The following is a 20,135-nucleotide window of genomic DNA, read 5'->3' as shown; positions in this document are numbered from 1 at the left end:
TTTGGGATATTTTTTCTCTTTAGGAGTCGTAATGATGAAATCTGTAAAGAGCGTTTTGGCCGCCAGCGTTGTGCTGGCCCTGAGTGGCTGTGGCAGCGATAGCTCCAGCCCGGAAACCGGTACCTTCACCCTGGGCGTTTCCGACAGCCCGGCCCTGGCCACCAACGTAACCATTGGCTTTGACCGCGTCGTCCTCAAGGGCGAGCAGACCTTTGTTTACGATGTCACCGAAGAGGGTGAACTGAAGCAGGTTAACCTGCTGGAGTTCCAGGGCCAGCAGGTTGAACAGTTGGTGGCGGGGCAGGAAGTGCCTGTTGGCCCCTACCAGATGTGCATCTACATGAAGAACGATGTGACCGGATCCGCAAACACCTCTTTCGTCATCGCCGAAGAGGTGACCAAGGGCTTGGTGTCCACCTCTCAAGGCAGCTGTGGCGTTGCAGATACCGACTTTGATGCTGAGAACGTGAAGGAGGAGGGGCGCATCTTCCTCAACAAGAAGTTCGATATCGCCGTGGGTAACAATGCCTTCGTTGCCGAGTTCAACCTGGCCAAGCTGCAGGGCCCCAAAGGCAACAAAGATTACTGGACACTGAAGCCGACCGACGTCGTCACCATTGAGAACGTTTCTGACGTCGGTGCCATCAAGGGCAACGTTACAGCCGAGCTGTTTGCCGATTGTGAGATCGAGGCTGGCGGTGCCGATGTCAACAATCGTGGCGCCGTTTACCTGTTCCCAGCCGGCGCCAGCGTTGCCGGTGACGAGGGTACCGTGAGCATGGCGGACTTCCGTACTACTGACGGTTACCTGGACACTGAGTCTGCCCCCTTCACCGCTGCGCGGGTTGACGAAGAGGGTAACTACGAGATGGGCTTCGTGGTGGCCGGCAACTACAGCCTGGGTTACACCTGTGTGGCTCAGAATGACGATCCGGATATGAACGACATGGCGGAAGAGGGTGGTTTCTTCTTCTTCGCCGATGCCGCGGATGTAACCGTGAACCTCGAAGAGGTTACCGAGGTGAACTTCGCGGTACAGTAAGCCCCATTCATGGGCAAAACGGACGCTTCGGCGTCCGTTTTTTTATGCCAGTCCCTGCCGGTCCACCTCATCTCCCAAGTCGACCCAAAGCTTTGCGTAAGATTGCTCTGCTGCCGCCCAACCGGATTATCTGGCCTTTGCACGGGCTTACTCGGTCCAGGTTCTCTCCTAATATGGGATGATCCGATGCTAACTCTGTTTACAGGATCTACATCTTGTTCTGAGAGGGCGAGGACAGAGGTTAGTGCATTGCGTGAAAAGCCTGTGGTGAACAGCTTATGGCATATGCTGTACAGGGCTTCATTGCCAGCTCTCACCATGCCGAGTACGCCAGTAAGCCACTCAGTGAGCCGCTGCAAGCCCTCCCGCTGGCGATGTTATGGACTCATCGGCGGCAAAGAAAGTCCGCTTCAGATGCCGAGTCATCGGGGCGCCGAAGTGACCGCTCTTGCTGGGGCTATCTCCTTGGGTAGAGGAAAAGGCTCTATTCTTAGTGACTAGACAGTTGATGATGCTGCTCAATGTTTTACGGACGTTTCATTCAGGAGTCGTAATGATGAAATCTATCAAGAGCGTGCTGGCCGCCGGCGTTGTGCTAGCGCTGAGTGGGTGTGGCAGTGATAACAGCTCCAGCCCGAACCCCGGCCCCGGCCCGAGTCCGGAGCCGCAGATGGGGACCTTTAGCCTGGGTGTTTCCGATGCACCGGTGGATGACGCAAAGCGTGTGGTGCTGGCCTTTAATGATGTCATCTTGATCCCCCAAGATGGGCAGAACGGTGGAGACCCTATCCATATTGAGTTGGGCAACGACGGTCAGCCCCAGCAAATCGATCTGCTGGAGTTCCAGGGCAGCGCCATGGAGGTGATTGTTTCAGAGGGTGAACTGGAAGTGGGCGACTATCGCATGTGCCTATATGCAAAAGATGGTCTGCCTAACGGCAGTGAAGAGTCCTCGTTCGTTGAGAAAACCGATGGGATCGTCGTTCCGCTGAAAGTGAACAGCAAGGGCGCCTGCCACGGCTACAAGCCGGATACCGACGGTCAAGGTCGCATGTCCTTCGACAAGGGCGACCAAATGGTGACCATCAACACGGGTCAAAATGCCTTTGTCGTCGAGTTCGATCTGCGCAAGGCGCTGACCGATCCAAAGGGTCAGGACTGGATGTTCATCAAACCTAACGCCGTACAGCTGATCAACATCGCCGGCGTCGGCAACATCAGTGGTGAGTTGGCACTAACACAGCGTGATGCCTGCGAAGCGGACATGGTCTCTCTGGTCGGCGCCGATACCTTCGCTCACGCGGCTTACCTGTACGCCAATGAGCGTGATCGCAGCACCATGGGGGATATTGTCGGTGAGGCGGGTTTCCCCGAGGGCAGCGAGTTGGTTGAGCCGGTCGCGGTGGCCAACATCGTCCAGGTTGAGAACCAGACCGATGAGCTGATCTACCGCTACGAGTTTGGTTTTATAGGCGAAGGTGAATACTCCATCGGTTACACCTGTACCGCCAATGCGGATCTGCCGGAAACCCATGAAACCGCTGAGCAGGGTTTTCTCATCTACCAGCACTACGTGCCGGTGACCGTGGTGGTCGGCGAGACGACTGAACAGGATCTGGATCCCATCCTGTAACTCTCTCTGCGTGGCGAGCTTTCGCTTCGATTGAGATTCAGAAACGGACGCTTAGGCGTCCGTTTTTTTATACCTGTCTCCGCGGACCTGCTCCAGCTCTCAAGTCGATTTAAAACTGTGTGCAAGATCGCTATACTGCCCCCACCCCCGAAGGATGTGGTTCAGATCACAGATAGATCGTCACTGCTTTCCAGGGAAATTGAAGGATGTCAGACCTTGCCGGGGCGCTGTGTCCGGAGCCGGATGCTCTGGCCTTTGCGAGGGTTTACGCGGTCCACGCGATTTCTCCTGTAATGCATGATCCGATGCCACATCTGTTCACAGGATGTGCAGCTTGTTGTGAGACTGCCAGGAAGAGAAGGAAGTGAATCGTGTTAGAAGCCTATCGTGAACACGTTGCAGAACGTGCTGCACAGGGAATCGTTCCCAAGCCCCTCGATGCCCAGCAAGCCAGTGAGCTGGTTGAGCTGCTGAAAAATCCCCCCGCTGGCGAAGAGGAAACCCTGGTTGACCTGCTGGAAAATCGCATTCCGCCCGGTGTCGACGAGGCGGCCTACGTCAAAGCCAGCTTCCTGGCGGCGATCACCACAGGTGAAACCCAAAGCCCCTTGATCACCCCTGAGCGGGCAGCCGAACTGCTGGGGACCATGCAGGGCGGTTACAACATCGAACCCCTTATCCGCCTACTGGGCTCGGACTCCCTGGCGCCCATCGCGGTCAAGGCCCTGTCCCATACCCTGCTGATGTTTGACGCCTTCCACGACGTGGTCGAGCTGGCGGAGGGCGGTAACGCCCATGCTAAGCAGGTGGTCCAGTCCTGGGCCGATGCCGAGTGGTTCACCAGCAAGCCGAAGCTTGCGGAGTCTATCACCCTGACCGTATTCAAGGTCCCCGGTGAAACCAACACCGATGACCTCTCGCCAGCCCCGGATGCCTGGTCTCGTCCTGATATCCCGCTGCACGCCCTGGCGATGCTCAAATCTCCCCGGGATGGGATCACCCCGGATGACCCGGGTACCGTTGGCCCCATCAGCACCATCGAGTCGCTGAAAGAGAAGGGCCACCCGCTGGTCTACGTGGGCGACGTGGTCGGAACCGGCTCCTCCCGTAAATCCGCCACCAACTCCGTGCTGTGGTTCATGGGCGATGACCTGCCCGGCGTGCCGAACAAGCGTGGCGGTGGCTTCTGCTTCGGCGGCAAGATCGCCCCCATCTTCTTCAACACCATGGAAGATGCCGGCGCCCTGCCCATCGAGATGCCGGTGGATAATATGTCCATGGGAGACGTGATCACCGTCTACCCCTATGAGGGCGTGGTGAAGAACGAAGCTGGAGAGGTGATCTCCGAGTTCTCCCTCAAAACCGACGTGTTGCTCGATGAGGTGCGTGCCGGTGGCCGTATCCCGCTGATCATCGGCCGTGGTCTCACCGACAAGGCCCGTGAAGCCCTGGGTCTGGAGCCCTCCGACGTGTTCCGTCGTCCCCAGGATGTGGTGGACAGCGGCAAGGGGTACACCCTGGCGCAGAAGATGGTCGGCAAGGCCTGCGGCGTGGCGGGCGTGCGTCCCGGTCAGTACTGCGAGCCGAAGATGACGACCGTGGGCTCCCAGGACACCACAGGTCCCATGACCCGTGACGAACTGAAAGATCTGGCTTGCCTGGGCTTCTCTGCCGACCTCACCATGCAGTCTTTCTGCCACACAGCGGCTTACCCCAAGCCGGTGGATGTGAATACCCACGCGACCCTGCCGGATTTCATCATGAACCGCGGCGGTGTCTCCCTGCGTCCGGGTGACGGCATCATCCACTCCTGGCTCAACCGCATGCTGCTGCCGGACACCGTGGGTACTGGGGGTGACTCCCACACCCGCTTCCCGCTGGGGATCTCCTTCCCTGCCGGCTCCGGCCTGGTGGCTTTCGCCGCCGCGACCGGTGTGATGCCGCTGGATATGCCTGAGTCGGTACTGGTGCGCTTCAAGGGCAAGATGCAGCCGGGGATTACCCTGCGTGACCTGGTTCATGCCATCCCCTACTACGCCATTCAGAAGGGCCTTCTGACGGTGGAGAAGAAGGGTAAGAAGAACATCTTCTCCGGCCGCGTCCTGGAGATCGAAGGTCTCGAGGAGCTGACCGTTGAGCAGGCGTTCGAGCTCTCCGATGCCTCTGCCGAGCGTTCCGCTGCCGGTTGTACCATCAAGATGTCGGAAGACTCCGTCTCCGAGTACCTGCAGTCCAACGTCGTCATGCTCAAGTGGATGATCTCCGAAGGCTACGGCGATCGTCGTACCATCGAGCGCCGCATCCAGGCGATGGAAGCCTGGCTGGCCAACCCTGAGCTGATGCAGGCCGACGCCGATGCCGAGTACTGCGAAGTGATCGAGATCGATATGAACGAGATCAAGGAGCCGATCCTCTGTGCACCGAACGATCCTGACGATGCCCGCTTGCTGTCTGAAGTGGCTGGCGACAAGATCGACGAGGTCTTTATCGGTTCCTGCATGACCAACATCGGTCACTTCCGTGCCGCCGGTAAGCTGCTGGATAAGCACAAGGGGGCACTGCCGACCCGTCTGTGGGTCTCCCCGCCGACCAAGATGGACCAGCACCAGCTGGTGGAAGAGGGCTATTACGGCATCTACGGACGTGTCGGTGCCCGCACCGAACTGCCGGGTTGCTCCCTCTGTATGGGGAACCAGGCCCGGGTAGCCGATGGCGCTTCCGTCGTCTCCACCTCCACCCGTAACTTCCCCAACCGTCTGGGAACCGGTGCCAATGTTTACCTGGCTTCGGCCGAGCTGGCGGCGGTTACCTCCATCCTCGGTAAGCTGCCCTCGGTGGCGGAGTACCTGGAGTACGCGGACGCGATCAACGCCCAGGCCGCAGATACCTACCGCTACCTCAACTTCCACAAGATGGAGCAGTACACCAAGCCCGCGGGCGAGGTGATCCTGCAGCAGCCGGCCTGATCGTCCCCTGCGGCCGGCTTGCGTCGGCCGCTTCCGGTTAGTTCGGCGTTATCCGCTTAAGGAAAAGAGAACGCCCCGCGATCTGCGGGGCGTTTTTTCATCTGGGTCATCGGTTGCAGCTAACTGGCGGCCGCTTCACTGTGGTTGCTGTAGAGAGACTCCAGCAGTTTATCTTCAAACTCGAAGCGCTCCTCCATCGCCTGGCCCAGGGATGAGAGCTCCTGGTCCAGCTGCATCAACGCCTCTTCATCCACCCCATTGGTGTACTTGTCATTGAAGTCCAGGGCTACGTCGGTGCTGGTGCTGATCTTGGGCAGCACCGCTTCCGCCAGCGCCTTGGAGCGGGGGCCATTTCTTTCGCAGGCGGAGGCGATCTGGTCATAGATCTCGAAGTGGCCGGCGGAGACATAGTCGACCAGTTGGTTGCAGAACTGCTTGATGTCGGATTCGGTGGGAAGGGCGGCGATATCTTTGTTGTAGGGAGGCAGCCCGGCGAGCTGACAATAGTTGATGAGCAGTTCCTTTCGGCTGCCCAACCACTGGTCAACCAATGGATTGGAACCACCCCACGCGTTTACTGCACTTTCGAGTTTTGTCAGCATAGCAGCGTCCTCTTGCAAGCTAACCGCTTCTTTAGTTCTTCAATTTAAGCCGGCGAACGGGCATCGATCAATGGTTTTTTTTTGACCAACTGGCCCGACCGGTTGTGGTGCGGCGACCCCACTGGGTTTGGCGGGAGAAAAAGAAAACCCCGCCATGAGGGACGGGGCTTGAAATTGCACTGTTGGGCTCGTTGGAACGAACTTCTTCTGGTTTGCTAGCGCGGAATTTTTATATCAGAGGGGATCCTGGGGTGCAAGCCCCACAGAATCTGCTTATCAAATAGTCCTTTGGTGAGATCTGTGGTCTGCTTCACGTTGGACTCGTATAAATCCACTACGGCGGTGCTACAATGGCGCCACAAATGTTGCAGAGTGTGCGTTAGGGATAAACAGAATGTCAGAACTGAAGAACGATCGTTACTTACGGGCTTTGTTGCGCCAGCCGGTTGATGTGACCCCGGTGTGGATGATGCGCCAGGCCGGTCGCTACCTGCCGGAGTATCGGGCCACTCGTGCCGAGGCCGGCGATTTTATGAGCCTGTGTAAGAATCCGGAGTTGGCCTGCGAAGTGACTTTGCAGCCCCTGCGCCGCTTCCCGCTGGATGCCGCCATCCTGTTTTCTGACATTCTTACCATTCCCGATGCGATGGGGCTTGGGCTCTACTTTGAAGCCGGCGAAGGCCCGCGTTTCCAGACCCTGGCGGACAGTAAGGCGGCCATCGAGGCACTGCCGGTACCGGATCCGGAACAGGAACTGGGCTACGTGATGGATGCGGTACGCACCATTCGTCGCGAACTCAAGGGTGAAGTGCCGCTGATCGGCTTCTCCGGCAGTCCCTGGACCCTGGCGACCTACATGGTTGAGGGTGGCAGTTCCAAAGATTTCGCTAAGATCAAGAAGATGGCCTTTGCCGAGCCTGCAACCCTGCACCTGCTGCTCGATAAGCTGGCTGACTCGGTGATCCTCTACCTCAACGCCCAGATCAAGGCCGGTGCCCAGGCGGTGCAGATCTTCGATACCTGGGGCGGCGCCCTGTCCGGCCCGGCCTACCGCGAGTTCTCCCTGCGCTACATGCACAAGATCGTGGAAAACCTGATCCGTCATCACGATGGCCGCCAGGTTCCCGTGGTGCTCTTTACCAAGGGCGGCGGCCAGTGGCTGGAGCAGATCGCTGCCACCGGCTGCGATGCGGTAGGGCTGGATTGGACCGTGGACATGAAGTCTGCCCGTGAGCGGGTGGGCGACAAGGTGGCCCTGCAGGGCAACATGGACCCCTCCATGCTGTACGCGCCGGTGCCTCGTATCGAGGAGGAGGTCAGCCGGATCCTGGCGGAGTTCGGCCATGGCGAAGGGCATGTGTTCAACCTGGGTCACGGGATCCACCAGCATGCGGATCCGGAGCATGCGGGTGCCTTCATCAACGCCGTGCACCGACTCTCCAAGCCTTACCACCAGTAAGGCTGCGGTTGTCCGCTCCTCAAGCCGTCCCCGCCATTTGGCGGGGACGGCTTTTTTGTGGCTGGCGAAGGTTTGACTCCTGTGCTCGGTACTGGGCATCCCGCCAGCGATGCCGGGTCAGTCGGCCAGGCCCATGGCCCGGATCCTGCCCTGCAACTCGGGCACCAGCTCGGTTTCAAACCAGGGGTGGCGTTTCAACCACAGGGTGTTGCGTGGTGAGGGGTGGGGCAGGGGAAACTGAGCCGGAGCAAGCGCACGCCAGTTGCGCACGCTTTCGGTCAGGGTACTGAAACCCGGCAGGTAGTAGCGCTGGGCGTACTGGCCGACCAGCAGGGTCAGCTCGATATGGGGCAGTTGGGCCAGCAAGCGGGCGTGCCAGTGGGGCGCACAGCGTCTGTCCGGCGGATTGTCACCGCTTCTGCCCCGACCGGGATAACAGAGCCCCATGGGGACGATGGCCACTGCCTCAGGGTCATAGAAGCGCTCCGGCGTCATCCCCAGCCACTGTCGCAGTCGGCGGCCACTGGCATCGTTCCAGGGGATGCCGCTGTGGTGCACCTTGAGGCCGGGGGCCTGGCCGATGATCAACAGGCGTGCTTCCCTACCCAGTTGCACCACCGGCCGGGGCTCCAGCACATCGGCGCAGAGCCGGCACTGGGATGGCGACAGCGAACCGGTCGGCTTCATGGGGTAATGACGACCTCTGACTCTTGCCAGCGCTGGATGGCGTCCTGTGCCGCCTCCTGGCCCAGTTGATAACCCTGGTGCAGTGGGGCCGGATCCCGAGTCAATCTTTTCAGCCTAAAGTGCTCCGGCGGGCAGACCTCAAGGATCTGGACACCTTTTGGCGGCTGGCGGATCAGGTCCAGGGCGGCGTTGTAGCGTTCGGCCCGGGAGAGCATCGGGGGGATCAGCGCCGGCGTGTCCCGCAGCAGGCGACTTAGCAGGCGAGGCGCCCGGGTCGGGGCCTTCCGGTAGGAGGCGGGGCGGCTGCGCAACACCATCACCCGTCTGGCGCCACGGCGAATCGCTTCGGCAACCGGCAGGGCGTCCGCCACCCCGCCATCGACGTAGCGCTGCCCGTTCAAGGGGACGCCATTGCGATAGAGCAGGGGCAGGGCGCTGCTGGCTTTCATGGTGTCGGCCAGGTCGTCCGGATCCGGCGTGTGGTACTCCGCTTCGCCGCTGTCCCGGCGGGTGACGCCAAGGAAGAAGGGGCGCGACTCCGCCCGTAACGCCTCCTTGTCGAGCCCCAGCTCTTCGAGCGTCACTCGCCACATCCAGTCAAGATCCATCAGGTCCCGCCCCAGCAGGAAGCGTCCGGGGGTCAGGAACGCCCGGCGACAGCTGTAGTCGGTGTATACCTTAAGGTTTCGGCCGGGCATCCGGGCCAGGTAGGCGGCCAGGTTGCTGGCACCGGCGGAGACCCCCCAGAAGCTGTCGAAGGGGGAGAATGACTCGGCCAGAAACTGATCCAGCACCCCGCAGGAGAAGACGCCGCGCATGGCACCACCCTCGACAATCAGGGCGTTGGGGCCGATGGATTCGGACATGCTCTCTCCTTTAGGAAAATGGGATGAGTGCAACCTGGCTTTGAGGGTTCACACATGGACTGCTTATTCTACGCCTATCCTCGGCCGCGACTCTATCGGTGAGGGCCGAAGTCGCAAAACCCCAATGAGATTGTGTGAATTTTAAACATCGCGACGGCGGGGCCAAACTGCTACAATCCGCGCCCCCGGGCCTGTCTCCCCGGGGGGCGATTGAGGAAGTAAGATGATCCAGACCCCGGAAACCCAGCTGTTCGACTACCCCAAGTTCTGGGCCGAGTGCTTCGGCGCCGCGCCGTTTTTGCCTACCAGCCGCAAGGAGATGGCAAAGCTGGGCTGGGACAGCTGTGACATCATCCTGGTGACCGGGGACGCGTACGTGGATCACCCCAGCTTCGGCATGGCGATCATCGGCCGCATGCTGGAGGCGCAGGGGTTTCGGGTCGGCATCATCGACCAGCCGGACTGGCACTCCAAAGAGGCCTTCATGGCGCTGGGGCAGCCGAACCTGTTTTTCGGCGTTACCGCCGGCAACATGGACTCGATGATCAACCACTACACCGCCGATCGCCGTCTGCGTCACGATGACGCCTACACCCCGGATAACCTTCACGGCAAGCGTCCGGACCGCGCCACCCTGGCCTACACCCAGCGCTGCAAAGAGGCGTACAAGTCGGTTCCTGTGATCATCGGTGGTATCGAGGCCAGCCTGCGTCGTATCGCCCACTACGATTACTGGTCCGACAAGGTGCGCCGCTCTGTGCTGTTCGATGCCAAAGCGGACATGCTGATCTTCGGCAACGCCGAGCGCCCCCTTGTGGAGGTGGCCCATCGGCTGGCCAATGGCGAGTCGATTGACCACATCCGGGATATCCGCGGCACCGCGTTTTTGACCAAAGAGGCGTTGCCCCAGTGGTCGGGCCTGGACTCCACCACCCTGGATACCCCGGGCAAGATCGATCCCATCCCCAATCCCTACGGCGCCGATGACATGGGCTGCGAGCTGGGCAGCAAGTTCGAGGATGCGCCGGTCAACCAAAAGCCGCAGGTGGTGGAGGTGAAGCCGGCCGGGGCGGGACGTAAGCCCAAGCCCTGGGAGAAGCAGTACATCCTGCTGCCTGCCTATGACCAGGTGCGGGCCGATAAGGTGCTTTATGCCCACACCTCGCGCATCTTCCATATGGAAACCAACCCGGGCTGCGCCCGAGCCCTGATGCAGCGCCACGGTGATCGCTTTATCTGGCTTAACCCGCCGGCGATCCCCCTCTCCACCGAGGAGATGGACGGGGTGTTTGGACTGCCCTACGCCCGGGTGCCGCACCCCAAGTACCAGGGAAAGAAGATCCCCGCCTACGACATGATCAAGACCTCCATCAATATCATGCGGGGGTGCTTCGGCGGCTGCTCCTTCTGTTCTATCACCGAACACGAGGGGCGGATCATCCAGAGTCGCAGCCAGGAGTCCATTCTCAATGAGATCGAGGAGATCAAGGAGAAGGTGCCGGGCTTTACCGGAGTGATCTCCGATCTGGGCGGGCCCACCGCCAACATGTACCACCTGCGCTGCAAAAGCCCCAAGGCAGAGGCCACTTGCCGCCGTCTCTCCTGCATCTACCCCGATATCTGTGGCCATATGGACACCGACCATACCCCCACCATCGAGCTCTACCAGGCGGCGCGAAAGATCCCGGGGATCAAGAAAATTTTGATCGCCTCCGGAGTGCGCTATGACCTGGCGGTGGAGGACCCTCGTTACGTCCGGGAGCTGGCCCAGCACCATGTCGGTGGCTACCTGAAGATCGCTCCGGAGCATACCGAAGAGGGGCCCCTGTCGATCATGATGAAGCCGGGGATGGGCAGCTATCACCGCTTCAAGCAGCTGTTCGACAAGTACTCGAAAGAGGCGGGCAAGGAGCAGTACCTGATCCCCTATTTTATCTCCGCCCACCCGGGCACCACGGATGAGGACATGGTGCACCTGGCCCAGTGGCTGAAGCAGAACAACTTCAAGCTCGATCAGGTGCAGAACTTTTATCCCTCGCCGCTGGCCAACGCCACCGCGGTGTGGCACACCCAGAAGAACTCCCTGCACAAGGTGACCCACAAGTCCGAAGATGTGCCGGTTGCCAAAGGGGGGCGACAGCGGCGGCTGCATAAGGCGCTGCTGCGGTATCACGACCCCGCCAACTGGCCGTTGATCCGTGAGGCGCTGAGCAACATGGGGCTCAGTCGCTTGATCGGTACCAGCGCTAATTGCCTGGTCCCACCCGCCGGGGCGGGTGAGCGCAAAGGTCGGGGACAGGGCGCCGGCAGGGGCCGGGCGCAACCGGCGCTGAGCAAGCACACCGGCCTGTCCCAGTTTGCCCGAGATGAGGGGCGCGGCGGCGACGCCAAGCCCGCACGGCGCAAGGGGGGCAAGCCCGGTGCCGGCAAGCCTTCCGGCGGCGCATCCAGCGGAAAGAAGCGCAGCGATTCGGCGGCGGCGAAACCCGGTGGCCGACCGACAAAGAGACGTTCACCGAAAGGCTGATACCCTCGGAGTGGATGAATCGAGGCGCCGAGCCATGCACCTGCGAGGAAGTTCGCGCTAGGGCAAAGCGGCCGACAGAGAAAAAGGGGCAGCGCTAATCGGCGCTGCCCCTTTTTCTGTCACTGGGTTGTTGGCCCGGCAACGACTTATTCCTTATGACCGCTCAGCTGTCTATCACCGTCTGACCAATGGGGGCGACGGTCAGCATTGCCAGCTTCACGTGCTGGATGGCGAAGGGGATCCCGATGATGGTCAGCAGCAGGGCGATGGCGCAGAACAGGTGTCCCAGGCAGAGCCAGATCCCCGCGACCAGGAACCAGATCACGTTGCCCAGCACGCCCATGGGGCCCGTGCCGAGATCGGCCTCCCCCCGCACCAGCTGACGGCTGGCGATATCCTTACCAAAGGGCATCAGGCTCAGCTGGGCAATGACGAAGCAGCTGCGGGCAAAGGGTAAGCCGATGATGCTGATCGCCATCACCAGCCCGAACAGCGCCCACCCCAGGGCCATCATCAGCCCCCCGGTGAGCAACCACAAAATATTCAACAGCAGACGCAGCAGATCCATAGGTTTGGACAGGCTCCCTTGAGTTGTTAACAGTGAAACTCCCATGGTAACTGAGCCATCCTGGGTGCGCCAATCTCCCCCGTGCCCAGGCCCCGACTTGCCAGCGTTGTTTCAATCGATAAGATCGCTCACACCCTGTCTGAACTTGAGCCTGTTATGTCCACCTCTCCCGTGCTCCCCATCGACTCCCTCAAAGCGGAATTCCTGCGCCGGTTGCAGCAGCGTCACCTGGTGGTGGAGGCGGACACCGGGTCGGGTAAATCCACCCGGTTGCCGGTTTGGGCGGCCGAGCAGGGCCCGGTGCTGGTGGTGGAGCCGCGCCGTATCGCCTGTACCGCACTGGCGGAGTACGTGGGGCAAGGGCGGGATGACGTGGGTTACGCCATCCGGTTTGAGTCCACGGTGACGGCAAAGACCCGCATCGCCTTTGTCACCCCGGGCATCGCCCTGCGCTGGCTTTCGGAGGCGGGGCTGGCGGCCTTTACCACGGTGATCATCGATGAGTTTCACGAGCGGCGCTGGGATACGGACCTGCTGTTGGCCCTGCTGAAAAAGCGGGCGACTCACCGCCTGGTGCTGACCTCCGCCACCGTCGATGGCGCCCGCCTGGCAGAGTACCTTGAGGGTGAGCGACTGTACGCACAGGGGCGCCGATTCGATGTGTCGGTGAGTCATCGAGCCGCCGACAGTCGCAGCCTGCCCTCGGAGCGGGATCTCATCCCTCGCCTTGTCTCTGCCCTGCAGGAGAGGCTGCCCGAGACCACCGGGGATGTCCTGGTGTTCCTGCCGGGGCGCCGGGAGATCCGCGAGGCGGAGCAGGCGCTCAATGGTCGGATCCCGGCCCAGGTGATCCCTCTGCACGCCTCGGTACCCAGGGCGACCCAGCGGCAGGCGTTGTCGACCGGGCATCAACAACGGGTGATCCTGGCCACCAATGTCGCGGAGACCTCCCTGACCATTCCCGGTGTCACCCTGGTGATCGACAGCGGCTTGGAGCGGCGCACCCATCAGCGTAACGGCCGAACCGTGCTGGCGTTGTCGCGGATCTCCGCCGCTTCGGCGGCGCAGCGGGCTGGCCGTGCCGGTCGGGTCGCGCCGGGATCTTGCCTGCGCTTGTGGGGTCAACATGCCCCCCTGGAGTCCCTGACTCCGCCGGAGCTGCAGCGGGAGGAGCTGGTAGAGCCGATGCTGGCGGCAGCCTGTGCCGGGGAGGTCCTGTCCCGACTGGCGTTCGTGGATCCGCTACCGGCCAAATCCCTGGGGCTGGCACAGGAAAGATTGCAGGCGATGGCCGCGCTGGACCCCGAGGGCAGGGTAACGGAACACGGCCAGCGCCTGTTTCCCCTGCCGATCGATACCCAGTTTGCCCATCTCATCACCGCCATGCCGGATAAGCCCTGCACCGAGGCGATGGTGGACCTGTCGGCGGCACTCTCGGTAGGCGGGCGGTTGTGGCAGGCGCCCAAGTCGGAAGAGGCACTGAAGGCGTTGCAGGATTGGCAACCGGTTCCCTGTGACGCCCTGACCCTGGTGAAGCTGGTACGCAGTGCACCACCGGAGGCGCTGGGGATCGACCCGGCGCTGCGTCGGGAAGCCCGTCAGATGGCCAGTCAGATCCGGGCGGCCCTGGCCCTGCCACAGCTGGATGCCAGCTCCCACCTGCCCTATGCCCAGTGGCAGCAGGCGATGCTTCTGGCGATGCCGGAGCTGGCTTTCGTCCGGCGCCAGAAGCGTCGGGAGGCACTGGGCAACGGCTGGTCAGAACTGCAGCCGAGCCGTGACAGTCGCTTCGCCGAGGAGGCGGAAGCAGCACTGGTACTGGATCAGTTCAGTCTGCCGGGACGTGGGGTGCGCCAGACGGTCAACCTGGGCACCTGTCTCTCCCCCCTGCGCCTGAAACAGTTGGTGGAGGCGGAGCTGGGCGAGGAGCGAATTGCCGAGCAGCGGGCCGAGGCCCGGGATGCGGTGGTGCTGGAGCGGGTCTATGCCGGGCGGGTCATCGGGCGTCGGGAGGCGGAACCGGAGGGGAAGCAGGGGTTGGCCTACTGGGTGGGTGAGATCCTGGCGGGCCGGTTGCTCTCACCCGCCGGATTGCAGTTAAAGGCCGATCTGCAGGCGTGGAAGCTCTACCGGGCAATGGGGCAGGGGGAGGGCGAGGTGCCCGAGGTCGAAGCCTGGTTGTTGCAGCGGTTGCAGGCACTGGGCGTCGAGGGCAGAGAGGATCTGGACCTGCTGGAGCCGGACGATCTCAAGTTTGAAGGGGTCCCCGACTGGGAGCGGGAGGAGTTTGATGCGCGCTACCCCCATCACCTTGTGCTGGCAGAGCTCAAGCTGGATGTCACCTATTTGCCCAACAGAAAGCTGGTGGAAGTCACCTATCACAGCGGCGTTCGCAAGGCGGACCCCAAGCGTTGGGAACTGCCCGCCTGGCAGGGCTGGAAGGTGCGCTACCGACGGGCCAGCCGGGTGGTGGATGTGCGTTAATGTTGTATAACTGTCTCTGCACTTAGGGCTCTTTGCCCATATCAACCTAAGGAAAACCTATGAAGATAAAGTGGAAGTTGCTTTGTGTCATGTCGGTACTTGGCGCTCTGATTGGCCCCGTCCAGGCGGAGGAGAGGTCGTCGGCAGTCATGGAGGGGGATGAGGCTGTCAGTTCAAAGGCTACACAGGGAAGTGGTCAAGACAGCCTGGTGGACACCCTGACCTCTCGACTCGGCGTGAGTGATCAGCAGGCCAGTGGCGGTGCGGGCGCCTTACTGGCGTTGGCGCAGGCCTCCCTCAGTGGCGAGGAGTGGGGCCAGTTAACCTCATTGATCCCCCAGGCCGGCGCTTTGGCCGGTAAGGTGGATCTCAGCCAGTTCGACGGCGGCACCCTGGGCACGCTTGAGGATCTGCTCGGTGACGACAAAGGCCCCTCAATGGCCAACGTGATGGGGGCTTTTGACAACCTGGGGCTGGATGTCACCAGTATCAGCAGCTTCGTCCCTGTGATTTTGGACTACTTGCAGCAACAGGGGGGGGCGGAGTTGGTCGATACCCTGACCCAACTCTGGGCGCCCTCCGTCTAGGGCGCTTTCACCGGGGGAAACTGGGCCAGCAGTCCGTTGACCACCGCTGGGATCTCACTGTCCCAGCGACTCGGAGAGTAGCGACCCGTGTCACTCAGGGTGTCTGTTCCCCGCCAGACGAGCTGACCCTCTTTGACCATGTCGAGCTGCAGGATCAGCACCTGCTCGGTATCTTCTCCCACCGGGACGGTAACACCGCCGCCGATGCTGCTGTTGCTGCCCATCCGGCCGCCGCCGATCCCGATACTGAGGCCACCCCGCTTGGCCCGCTCTTCGAAACGGCTGCGGTAGTAAAGGCTGACCGCAGCCGCGGCGCCCTCCTGGTACTGCCATCCGCGCTGGTCCAGGTGGGTTCGGATGGCATCGGCGATCCTCTTGGCCATCAGAGGATCCTGGCCCTCTTCCGGCTCCGCCAGACGATAGGATTGGATCTGGCTGAAGTCGATGTTGCTGCTGTAGTCGATACTGCCCGGCGTGCTCTGGCTGCATCCGGCCAACAGCCAGAGCATGACCAAAGTGGGTAACCATTTCATTCGCTGCATTTTTCCTATCCCTTTACACTGTTCCTTTTCCTAGCCTGACAGACCCTCAAGATTTTGCCAAAGATGGCGTGGCCGGACAGCCCATCCTTAAGGGTTTCTGCGCCGGCGGAGGGTGTCAGCACAATGAGCCAGGAGCCTCGAATGGATCAAGGATCCCCCTGTGTGGGGTGGTGCCAGTTGGACGAGTTGAAGCGATGCCTGGGGTGCTATCGTACCCTCGAAGAGATAGCCAGCTGGTCGCGCCTGGATGCGTCCCAGCGTCAGGCTGTGTGGGCGAAACTGGCTGAGCGTCGCCGAACCGCTGCGGGGTCCAACCCGGATTGATCTGGATCAGCCAAAGGGCACATTCTTGATTACTGCCCGGGAGAGGCGTCGCCGCTGAGCCACACTTACCCCAGCAAGTGAGCCACTCCCCTGAGGGGGATTGGGAGGCGGTATGATTGTGCAACGAAAATCGTTTCAGTTGATGGAGCCGGGCCATCCCAAAGCGGAGTTTTGTGTCGACCCGGCGGGCCTGTTGGAGGTCGATTGCAGTGATGGGCAGCGCTGCTACATGGCGGAGTTCAATAGTCTGCAGTTTCGTCCCAATGAGCAGGGTACGCTGCTGGTGTGCAAAAGTCGGCCCGGGTGGCAACTGCAACTTCGGGATTGCGATGCCCAGCGACTAAAATGGATGGTAGAGATCGCCCGCGACGAGTTTGGCGCCCTGATGCGGGATCTGTAGAACGCTGGCGATATCGAATGACAAGGGACAGAGGAGCGAGCTATGCAGGCAGTGGTGGTGACGATCTTATCGATTCTGGCGTTGCTGGGGGTGCTGTTTTTCCTCATCCCATGGCGGCGTAAAGCGCCTAAGGTGCCGTTAGTCCCCATTGCTAACCATGCCCGCAAGCGTAAGCCCCGTAAACGCCGCAAATCGGATCTGGCGGCGCATTAACGGGAGCCGCGGGTGTCACTCCTCGTCTCGGATTACCTGGACATCGTCGAAGCCAAGATCGCGAAAGAAATTGTCGCGGAAATCTCGGTGTGCCTGCTTGTCGCGGGTACTGGCTTGAACCTGTTGCTCTAGCATCTGGTAGCGACGGATATCGAGCCCTTCGGCGATGGCCGCTGCTTCGAACATGCTGTGGTGCTTGTCGTTGGCGTAGCCAATGATCTTGGTTTCGCCTTGGTAGCTGTATTTCAGTTTGAGTGCCACGGGAGCTCCATTAAATCGGGGTGTAGGGCCAGGTCAGCGGAGCGTCCAGCGTCATCAGGTAAAGCTTTTCCACTTTCTCGCGGGCCCAGGGGGTCCGACGCAGAAACTTGAGGCTGGACTTGATGCTGGGATCGAACTGGAAGCAGCGGATAGGGATCAACTGCCCCAAGGTTTCCCAGCCGTAGGTGTCGTGCAGACTCTCGAGCATATCTTGCAGTTTCACCCCGTGCAGGGGGTCGTTGGCTTGGGTCATTCTCTGGCCTGGCGGTTGAAAACGCGCATTGTCCCCGTTTCTCCCGGCAGGGTCAAAAACATCCCAGTATCCAACCTGCGTGACGCTCACTGCCGTTGACGTGACAGGAGTTTGGGCTTGTTAGCCGAAGTCTAGTTGGGCTTGACTAACTTGGTAGGTGAGGCTGCGTCCAGAGGGAAAGAGCCGTCAGGTAGAACGCTTGTCGATGCTGCCATAAGTACCATCAATCGCCGCCGGCAGATTTGGGCAGATCAACCACAATGTGGGGGAGACAACATGTCCATCGGCTGGCTTTATCCCGTCGCCAAGGAGGATACCATGACGCTTTATACCCCATCAGTATCACCACCGCGTTCCCCTCAGGATGAGGCTGTGGCGACCACTCCCCCGTTGACTCTGGGGCCGAGAAACCGGCTCTGTGTTCGACGGGTTGAGCCACTGGCGGTGCATCTCTCCGGCTATCGTATCTCCTACCTGGCCGCCGCAACGGCAAAGGCGCCCGGCATCCCCGGCGGGTTCGCGAATGGTGCGGTTGCCCGCCCCTCACAGGAGCGCACGGTGTGGCAGTTGCTGCTGGAAGACCCACAGGAGGGCTACCGCCTGACGCTCGCTTCGGACCTGGATACGCAGCTCAGTACCCTGCTGGGGTGATCCAGCCGCGGTGATTGCTTGCGCCATGGCCACGGGCCACCAAAGATCCCTTTGGTACCAGGTTGACTACAGTGTGCCTGAGTCCTTCGTCGACTCAGGCACACTTTTTTTGGGAGTCCGGCAGGGTCATCGCAACGTTAGCCCTCTGCGCGTTGCTCTCCTGCTCAACCGAGGAGTATTTATGGCACTGACACTTTTCTCCGCCGGCGCCCGCCTGGGGCGCAAGGCGGGTTTCATCTTTATGGCCCTGGGGGTGATCGCCATCGCCATGCCCTGGCTTACCGGCCTGGCCCTGGAGTGGCTACTGGCGTTGATCCTGACCTTTGCCGGTATCGCCCAACTCAGCGTTGCCTTCCAGTACCGCCATGTGAGCGGCTTCGGTATGCGGGCGCTGCTCGGGGTGGTGACCCTGCTGGGTGGCCTCTATCTCTGGCTAAATCCCGGCGTTGGCCTGGCCATCACGACCCTGTTTCTTGGACTCTACTTTTTCCTCGATGGGCTGGGCACCTTGATGTTGGGACGCCAGACCCGGGATCCTTCGCAGGGGCGCCTCGCCCTGCTCAACGGGGTGATCACCCTGGGACTGGCACTGATCATCCTTTTGCAGTGGCCGGAGTCGAGCCGTTACGTGGTGGGGATCCTGATCGGGATCAAACTGCTGCTGGTGGGGATCATGCTCTACGTCGCCGGGGGCGTGGCGGCCAAGGCGGAGTCCCAGCTCAATGCCATGGCCGAGGAGCAGCGTTTTGCCGAGGCCAAAGAGGTGCGGGACGAGGACGAGGGACGGAATTGACGCTGATTCCGAGCGCGACAGAGCATGGGTTGCACGCTAGCGGGCATTGCCAGTGGCACCGGCGGGGATAGCGGCTTGCGCGCAGATTCTCTTTGCCGGTGCTGTCCATTTACCCGTCTGAGGAGCTAGGCTAAGTGAGTGAAGGTTAACGGGAATAGGGGGAAGCCATGAGTCAGTACAAAGAGATCCTGGTGGCGGTGGATGTGGAGGAGAGCAGCAAGGCGGTATTGAATCGGGCGATTCAATTGGCTAAGGCGTTTGAGGCCGAGCTTTCCGTGGTCCATGTGGGCAACGAACTGATCGATCCCAGTGAGCCCCATCCCAAGTTCCAGCCCATCTACTGGTATGACTACCACGGACTGATCAGCGATATGGGCGAAGAGACCAGTGCCAACTTCGATGCCCTGCTAAGCGATGTCGATCACCCCTTCAAGGAGCGCCTGGTGAAGTTCGGTGCCATTAGCGACGAGGTGGCTCAGCTGGTTGAGGACAAGGGATATGATCTGGTGGTGGTGGGTCACCACCACTCATTCTGGCATCGCCTCAGCAGCGATGCGGCCCGCCTGATGCACAAATGTGCTTGTGATGTCCTTATCGTGCCCCTGTCTGACTGAAGCTGTACTGCCTCGAAGCACGGACTCGAAGCATGGACTCTAAGCGAAGGTGTCCGCTGCTAAGGCATCCCAGGACAAAGACAGACTGAGAGATAGAAACGGCCCCAATCGGGGCCGTTTTTGTAAGCTCTTTCCTTTGGTCTCGGCTAACGGCGCTTAGCCGTTTACCTTGGCCGACAGGTGCTGCTGCTCCAGGTAAGCAATGATGTCGCCGGACTCGTACATCCAGCGAACTTCGCTCCCATCTTCGATGCGTAGGCACGGCACCATCAGTCGGCCGCCACCGGATTGCAGCTCGCTGCGGTACGGCTCTCTCTTGGCGTCCCGCAGCTCAATATTCAGACCATTGCGACGCAGTGCCCGGCGCACCTTGACGCAGAAGGGGCAGGCTTCATATTGGTAGATGCGATAGGGGGCCATGGCCTTGTCCAGCTCGGCCTGCTGCTCGGGGGCACGCTTCGGGGGCTTAGGGGCGGTCAGGGCATTGATCAGCAATACCAGGCGACCCAGGATCCAGCGGATGATAAACATGGGTGAACTCCCTCTCAATCTGGCCAAAAGTGGGCGCAGGGTAGCATTTGTGGCACCGAGCCGCTAGCGGCAAAGGGAACCGTGCCAGCCGAATAACGAACGTCGGGGCCTAAGTCGCCGGAGGGCCGCTTC

General features: G+C 61.0%; 21 protein-coding genes. 13 read left to right on the top strand and 8 right to left on the bottom strand.

Annotated features, from left to right (window positions below; translation table 11 throughout):
- Positions 1–31 precede the first annotated feature (31 nt).
- From ABD997_RS12910 to acnB, 3 genes are all read left to right on the top strand, one after another.
- Entirely contained in the window at positions 32–1,042 is a 1,011-nt protein-coding gene (locus tag ABD997_RS12910) for a DUF4382 domain-containing protein (RefSeq protein WP_345317497.1), read from the top strand.
- Between the two features lie 553 nt (positions 1,043–1,595).
- Entirely contained in the window at positions 1,596–2,675 is a 1,080-nt protein-coding gene (locus tag ABD997_RS12905; RefSeq protein WP_345317495.1) for a DUF4382 domain-containing protein, read from the top strand.
- 371 nt (positions 2,676–3,046) lie between these two features.
- Positions 3,047–5,641: a bifunctional aconitate hydratase 2/2-methylisocitrate dehydratase gene (gene acnB / locus ABD997_RS12900; protein WP_345317493.1), complete on the top strand. Its 2,595-nt coding sequence runs from the start codon at positions 3,047–3,049 to the stop codon at positions 5,639–5,641.
- A gap of 119 nt (positions 5,642–5,760) precedes the next feature.
- Here acnB and rsd read toward each other — a convergent pair whose 3' ends face one another.
- Positions 5,761–6,243 (bottom strand): sigma D regulator, encoded by a 483-nt coding sequence (gene rsd / locus ABD997_RS12895; RefSeq protein WP_345317491.1) that lies wholly within the window; start codon positions 6,241–6,243, stop codon positions 5,761–5,763.
- Between the two features lie 394 nt (positions 6,244–6,637).
- Between rsd and hemE the strand changes: the two genes are divergently transcribed.
- Complete coding sequence (hemE, locus tag ABD997_RS12890) at positions 6,638–7,702, top strand: uroporphyrinogen decarboxylase (protein ID WP_345317490.1); 1,065 nt, start codon at positions 6,638–6,640, stop codon at positions 7,700–7,702.
- A 117-nt stretch (positions 7,703–7,819) separates the two neighbouring features.
- On the opposite strand, the gene ABD997_RS12885 is transcribed toward hemE, so the two are convergent.
- Together ABD997_RS12885 and ABD997_RS12880 are read right to left on the bottom strand one after the other, a co-directional pair.
- Positions 7,820–8,389: a uracil-DNA glycosylase family protein gene (locus ABD997_RS12885; RefSeq protein ID WP_345317488.1), complete on the bottom strand. Its 570-nt coding sequence runs from the start codon at positions 8,387–8,389 to the stop codon at positions 7,820–7,822.
- Positions 8,386–9,255: a patatin-like phospholipase family protein gene (locus ABD997_RS12880; RefSeq protein WP_345317486.1), complete on the bottom strand. Its 870-nt coding sequence runs from the start codon at positions 9,253–9,255 to the stop codon at positions 8,386–8,388. The genes ABD997_RS12885 and ABD997_RS12880 overlap by 4 nt, the downstream gene beginning before the upstream one ends.
- Before the next feature lie 223 nt (positions 9,256–9,478).
- Between ABD997_RS12880 and ABD997_RS12875 the strand changes: the two genes are divergently transcribed.
- A complete protein-coding gene (locus tag ABD997_RS12875) occupies positions 9,479–11,782 on the top strand; it encodes a YgiQ family radical SAM protein (protein WP_345317484.1) in 2,304 nt (767 codons plus the stop codon).
- 163 nt (positions 11,783–11,945) lie between these two features.
- Here the strand turns inward: ABD997_RS12875 and ABD997_RS12870 are convergent, their stop codons facing one another.
- Positions 11,946–12,350, bottom strand: a complete 405-nt coding sequence (locus ABD997_RS12870; protein ID WP_345317482.1) for a YccF domain-containing protein — start codon at positions 12,348–12,350, stop codon at positions 11,946–11,948.
- A 156-nt stretch (positions 12,351–12,506) separates the two neighbouring features.
- On the opposite strand from ABD997_RS12870, the gene ABD997_RS12865 reads away from it, so the two are divergent.
- Positions 12,507–14,834 carry a helicase-related protein gene (locus ABD997_RS12865; protein ID WP_345317481.1) on the top strand — a complete coding sequence of 776 codons (2,328 nt, stop codon included), beginning with the start codon at positions 12,507–12,509 and terminating at the stop codon, positions 14,832–14,834.
- A 59-nt stretch (positions 14,835–14,893) separates the two neighbouring features.
- On the top strand, positions 14,894–15,421 hold the full coding sequence (locus ABD997_RS12860) for a DUF2780 domain-containing protein (protein ID WP_345317480.1): 528 nt from the start codon (positions 14,894–14,896) through the stop codon (positions 15,419–15,421).
- On the opposite strand, the gene ABD997_RS12855 is transcribed toward ABD997_RS12860, so the two are convergent.
- The gene (locus ABD997_RS12855; RefSeq protein WP_345317479.1) at positions 15,418–15,963 is read right to left on the bottom strand and encodes a DUF4136 domain-containing protein; all 546 of its coding nucleotides are present in this window, start codon (positions 15,961–15,963) and stop codon (positions 15,418–15,420) included. The two genes, ABD997_RS12860 and ABD997_RS12855, sit on opposite strands and share 4 nt — an antisense overlap.
- 141 nt (positions 15,964–16,104) lie before the next feature.
- Between ABD997_RS12855 and ABD997_RS12850 the strand changes: the two genes are divergently transcribed.
- From ABD997_RS12850 to ABD997_RS12840, 3 genes are all read left to right on the top strand, one after another.
- The gene (locus ABD997_RS12850; protein WP_345317478.1) at positions 16,105–16,287 is read left to right on the top strand and encodes a DUF1289 domain-containing protein; all 183 of its coding nucleotides are present in this window, start codon (positions 16,105–16,107) and stop codon (positions 16,285–16,287) included.
- Positions 16,288–16,399: 112 nt separating this feature from the next.
- Positions 16,400–16,687: a hypothetical protein gene (locus ABD997_RS12845; protein WP_345317477.1), complete on the top strand. Its 288-nt coding sequence runs from the start codon at positions 16,400–16,402 to the stop codon at positions 16,685–16,687.
- A 42-nt stretch (positions 16,688–16,729) separates the two neighbouring features.
- Positions 16,730–16,900, top strand: a complete 171-nt coding sequence (locus tag ABD997_RS12840; protein WP_345317476.1) for a hypothetical protein — start codon at positions 16,730–16,732, stop codon at positions 16,898–16,900.
- Between the two features lie 15 nt (positions 16,901–16,915).
- On the opposite strand, the gene ABD997_RS12835 is transcribed toward ABD997_RS12840, so the two are convergent.
- Complete coding sequence (locus ABD997_RS12835; protein WP_345317475.1) at positions 16,916–17,161, bottom strand: DUF2960 family protein; 246 nt, start codon at positions 17,159–17,161, stop codon at positions 16,916–16,918.
- 10 nt (positions 17,162–17,171) lie between these two features.
- Positions 17,172–17,414, bottom strand: a complete 243-nt coding sequence (locus ABD997_RS12830; protein ID WP_425557072.1) for a VF530 family protein — start codon at positions 17,412–17,414, stop codon at positions 17,172–17,174.
- A gap of 276 nt (positions 17,415–17,690) precedes the next feature.
- Here ABD997_RS12830 and ABD997_RS12825 point away from each other — a divergent pair, with 276 nt between their 5' ends.
- The 3 genes from ABD997_RS12825 to ABD997_RS12815 all read left to right on the top strand — a co-directional run bounded on the left by ABD997_RS12825 (position 17,691) and on the right by ABD997_RS12815 (position 19,472).
- Positions 17,691–18,065: a hypothetical protein gene (locus ABD997_RS12825; RefSeq protein WP_345317474.1), complete on the top strand. Its 375-nt coding sequence runs from the start codon at positions 17,691–17,693 to the stop codon at positions 18,063–18,065.
- A 181-nt stretch (positions 18,066–18,246) separates the two neighbouring features.
- Positions 18,247–18,858 carry an HdeD family acid-resistance protein gene (locus tag ABD997_RS12820; protein ID WP_345317473.1) on the top strand — a complete coding sequence of 204 codons (612 nt, stop codon included), beginning with the start codon at positions 18,247–18,249 and terminating at the stop codon, positions 18,856–18,858.
- Between the two features lie 167 nt (positions 18,859–19,025).
- Positions 19,026–19,472 carry a universal stress protein gene (locus ABD997_RS12815; RefSeq protein WP_345317471.1) on the top strand — a complete coding sequence of 149 codons (447 nt, stop codon included), beginning with the start codon at positions 19,026–19,028 and terminating at the stop codon, positions 19,470–19,472.
- Positions 19,473–19,628: 156 nt separating this feature from the next.
- Here the strand turns inward: ABD997_RS12815 and ABD997_RS12810 are convergent, their stop codons facing one another.
- Positions 19,629–20,003 carry a glutaredoxin family protein gene (locus ABD997_RS12810; protein WP_345317469.1) on the bottom strand — a complete coding sequence of 125 codons (375 nt, stop codon included), beginning with the start codon at positions 20,001–20,003 and terminating at the stop codon, positions 19,629–19,631.
- Positions 20,004–20,135 lie beyond the last annotated feature (132 nt).

Source organism: Ferrimonas gelatinilytica (assembly GCF_039544205.1).
GTDB lineage: Bacteria > Pseudomonadota > Gammaproteobacteria > Enterobacterales > Shewanellaceae > Ferrimonas > Ferrimonas gelatinilytica.
Note: the sequence above shows the minus strand (reverse complement) of the source record. Positions and strands in the feature narration are given on the sequence as shown.

Coding starts and splice junctions, on each gene's coding strand:
- ABD997_RS12910 (WP_345317497.1), top strand. CDS start 32: ATGATGAAATCTGTAAAGAGCGTTTTGGCCGCCAGCGTTGTGCTGGCC.
- ABD997_RS12905 (WP_345317495.1), top strand. CDS start 1,596: ATGATGAAATCTATCAAGAGCGTGCTGGCCGCCGGCGTTGTGCTAGCG.
- rsd (WP_345317491.1), bottom strand. CDS start 6,243: ATGCTGACAAAACTCGAAAGTGCAGTAAACGCGTGGGGTGGTTCCAAT.
- hemE (WP_345317490.1), top strand. CDS start 6,638: ATGTCAGAACTGAAGAACGATCGTTACTTACGGGCTTTGTTGCGCCAG.
- ABD997_RS12885 (WP_345317488.1), bottom strand. CDS start 8,389: ATGAAGCCGACCGGTTCGCTGTCGCCATCCCAGTGCCGGCTCTGCGCC.
- ABD997_RS12880 (WP_345317486.1), bottom strand. CDS start 9,255: ATGTCCGAATCCATCGGCCCCAACGCCCTGATTGTCGAGGGTGGTGCC.
- ABD997_RS12875 (WP_345317484.1), top strand. CDS start 9,479: ATGATCCAGACCCCGGAAACCCAGCTGTTCGACTACCCCAAGTTCTGG.
- ABD997_RS12870 (WP_345317482.1), bottom strand. CDS start 12,350: ATGGATCTGCTGCGTCTGCTGTTGAATATTTTGTGGTTGCTCACCGGG.
- ABD997_RS12865 (WP_345317481.1), top strand. CDS start 12,507: ATGTCCACCTCTCCCGTGCTCCCCATCGACTCCCTCAAAGCGGAATTC.
- ABD997_RS12860 (WP_345317480.1), top strand. CDS start 14,894: ATGAAGATAAAGTGGAAGTTGCTTTGTGTCATGTCGGTACTTGGCGCT.
- ABD997_RS12855 (WP_345317479.1), bottom strand. CDS start 15,963: ATGCAGCGAATGAAATGGTTACCCACTTTGGTCATGCTCTGGCTGTTG.
- ABD997_RS12850 (WP_345317478.1), top strand. CDS start 16,105: ATGGATCAAGGATCCCCCTGTGTGGGGTGGTGCCAGTTGGACGAGTTG.
- ABD997_RS12845 (WP_345317477.1), top strand. CDS start 16,400: ATGATTGTGCAACGAAAATCGTTTCAGTTGATGGAGCCGGGCCATCCC.
- ABD997_RS12840 (WP_345317476.1), top strand. CDS start 16,730: ATGCAGGCAGTGGTGGTGACGATCTTATCGATTCTGGCGTTGCTGGGG.
- ABD997_RS12830 (WP_425557072.1), bottom strand. CDS start 17,414: ATGACCCAAGCCAACGACCCCCTGCACGGGGTGAAACTGCAAGATATG.
- ABD997_RS12825 (WP_345317474.1), top strand. CDS start 17,691: ATGTCCATCGGCTGGCTTTATCCCGTCGCCAAGGAGGATACCATGACG.
- ABD997_RS12820 (WP_345317473.1), top strand. CDS start 18,247: ATGGCACTGACACTTTTCTCCGCCGGCGCCCGCCTGGGGCGCAAGGCG.
- ABD997_RS12815 (WP_345317471.1), top strand. CDS start 19,026: ATGAGTCAGTACAAAGAGATCCTGGTGGCGGTGGATGTGGAGGAGAGC.
- ABD997_RS12810 (WP_345317469.1), bottom strand. CDS start 20,003: ATGTTTATCATCCGCTGGATCCTGGGTCGCCTGGTATTGCTGATCAAT.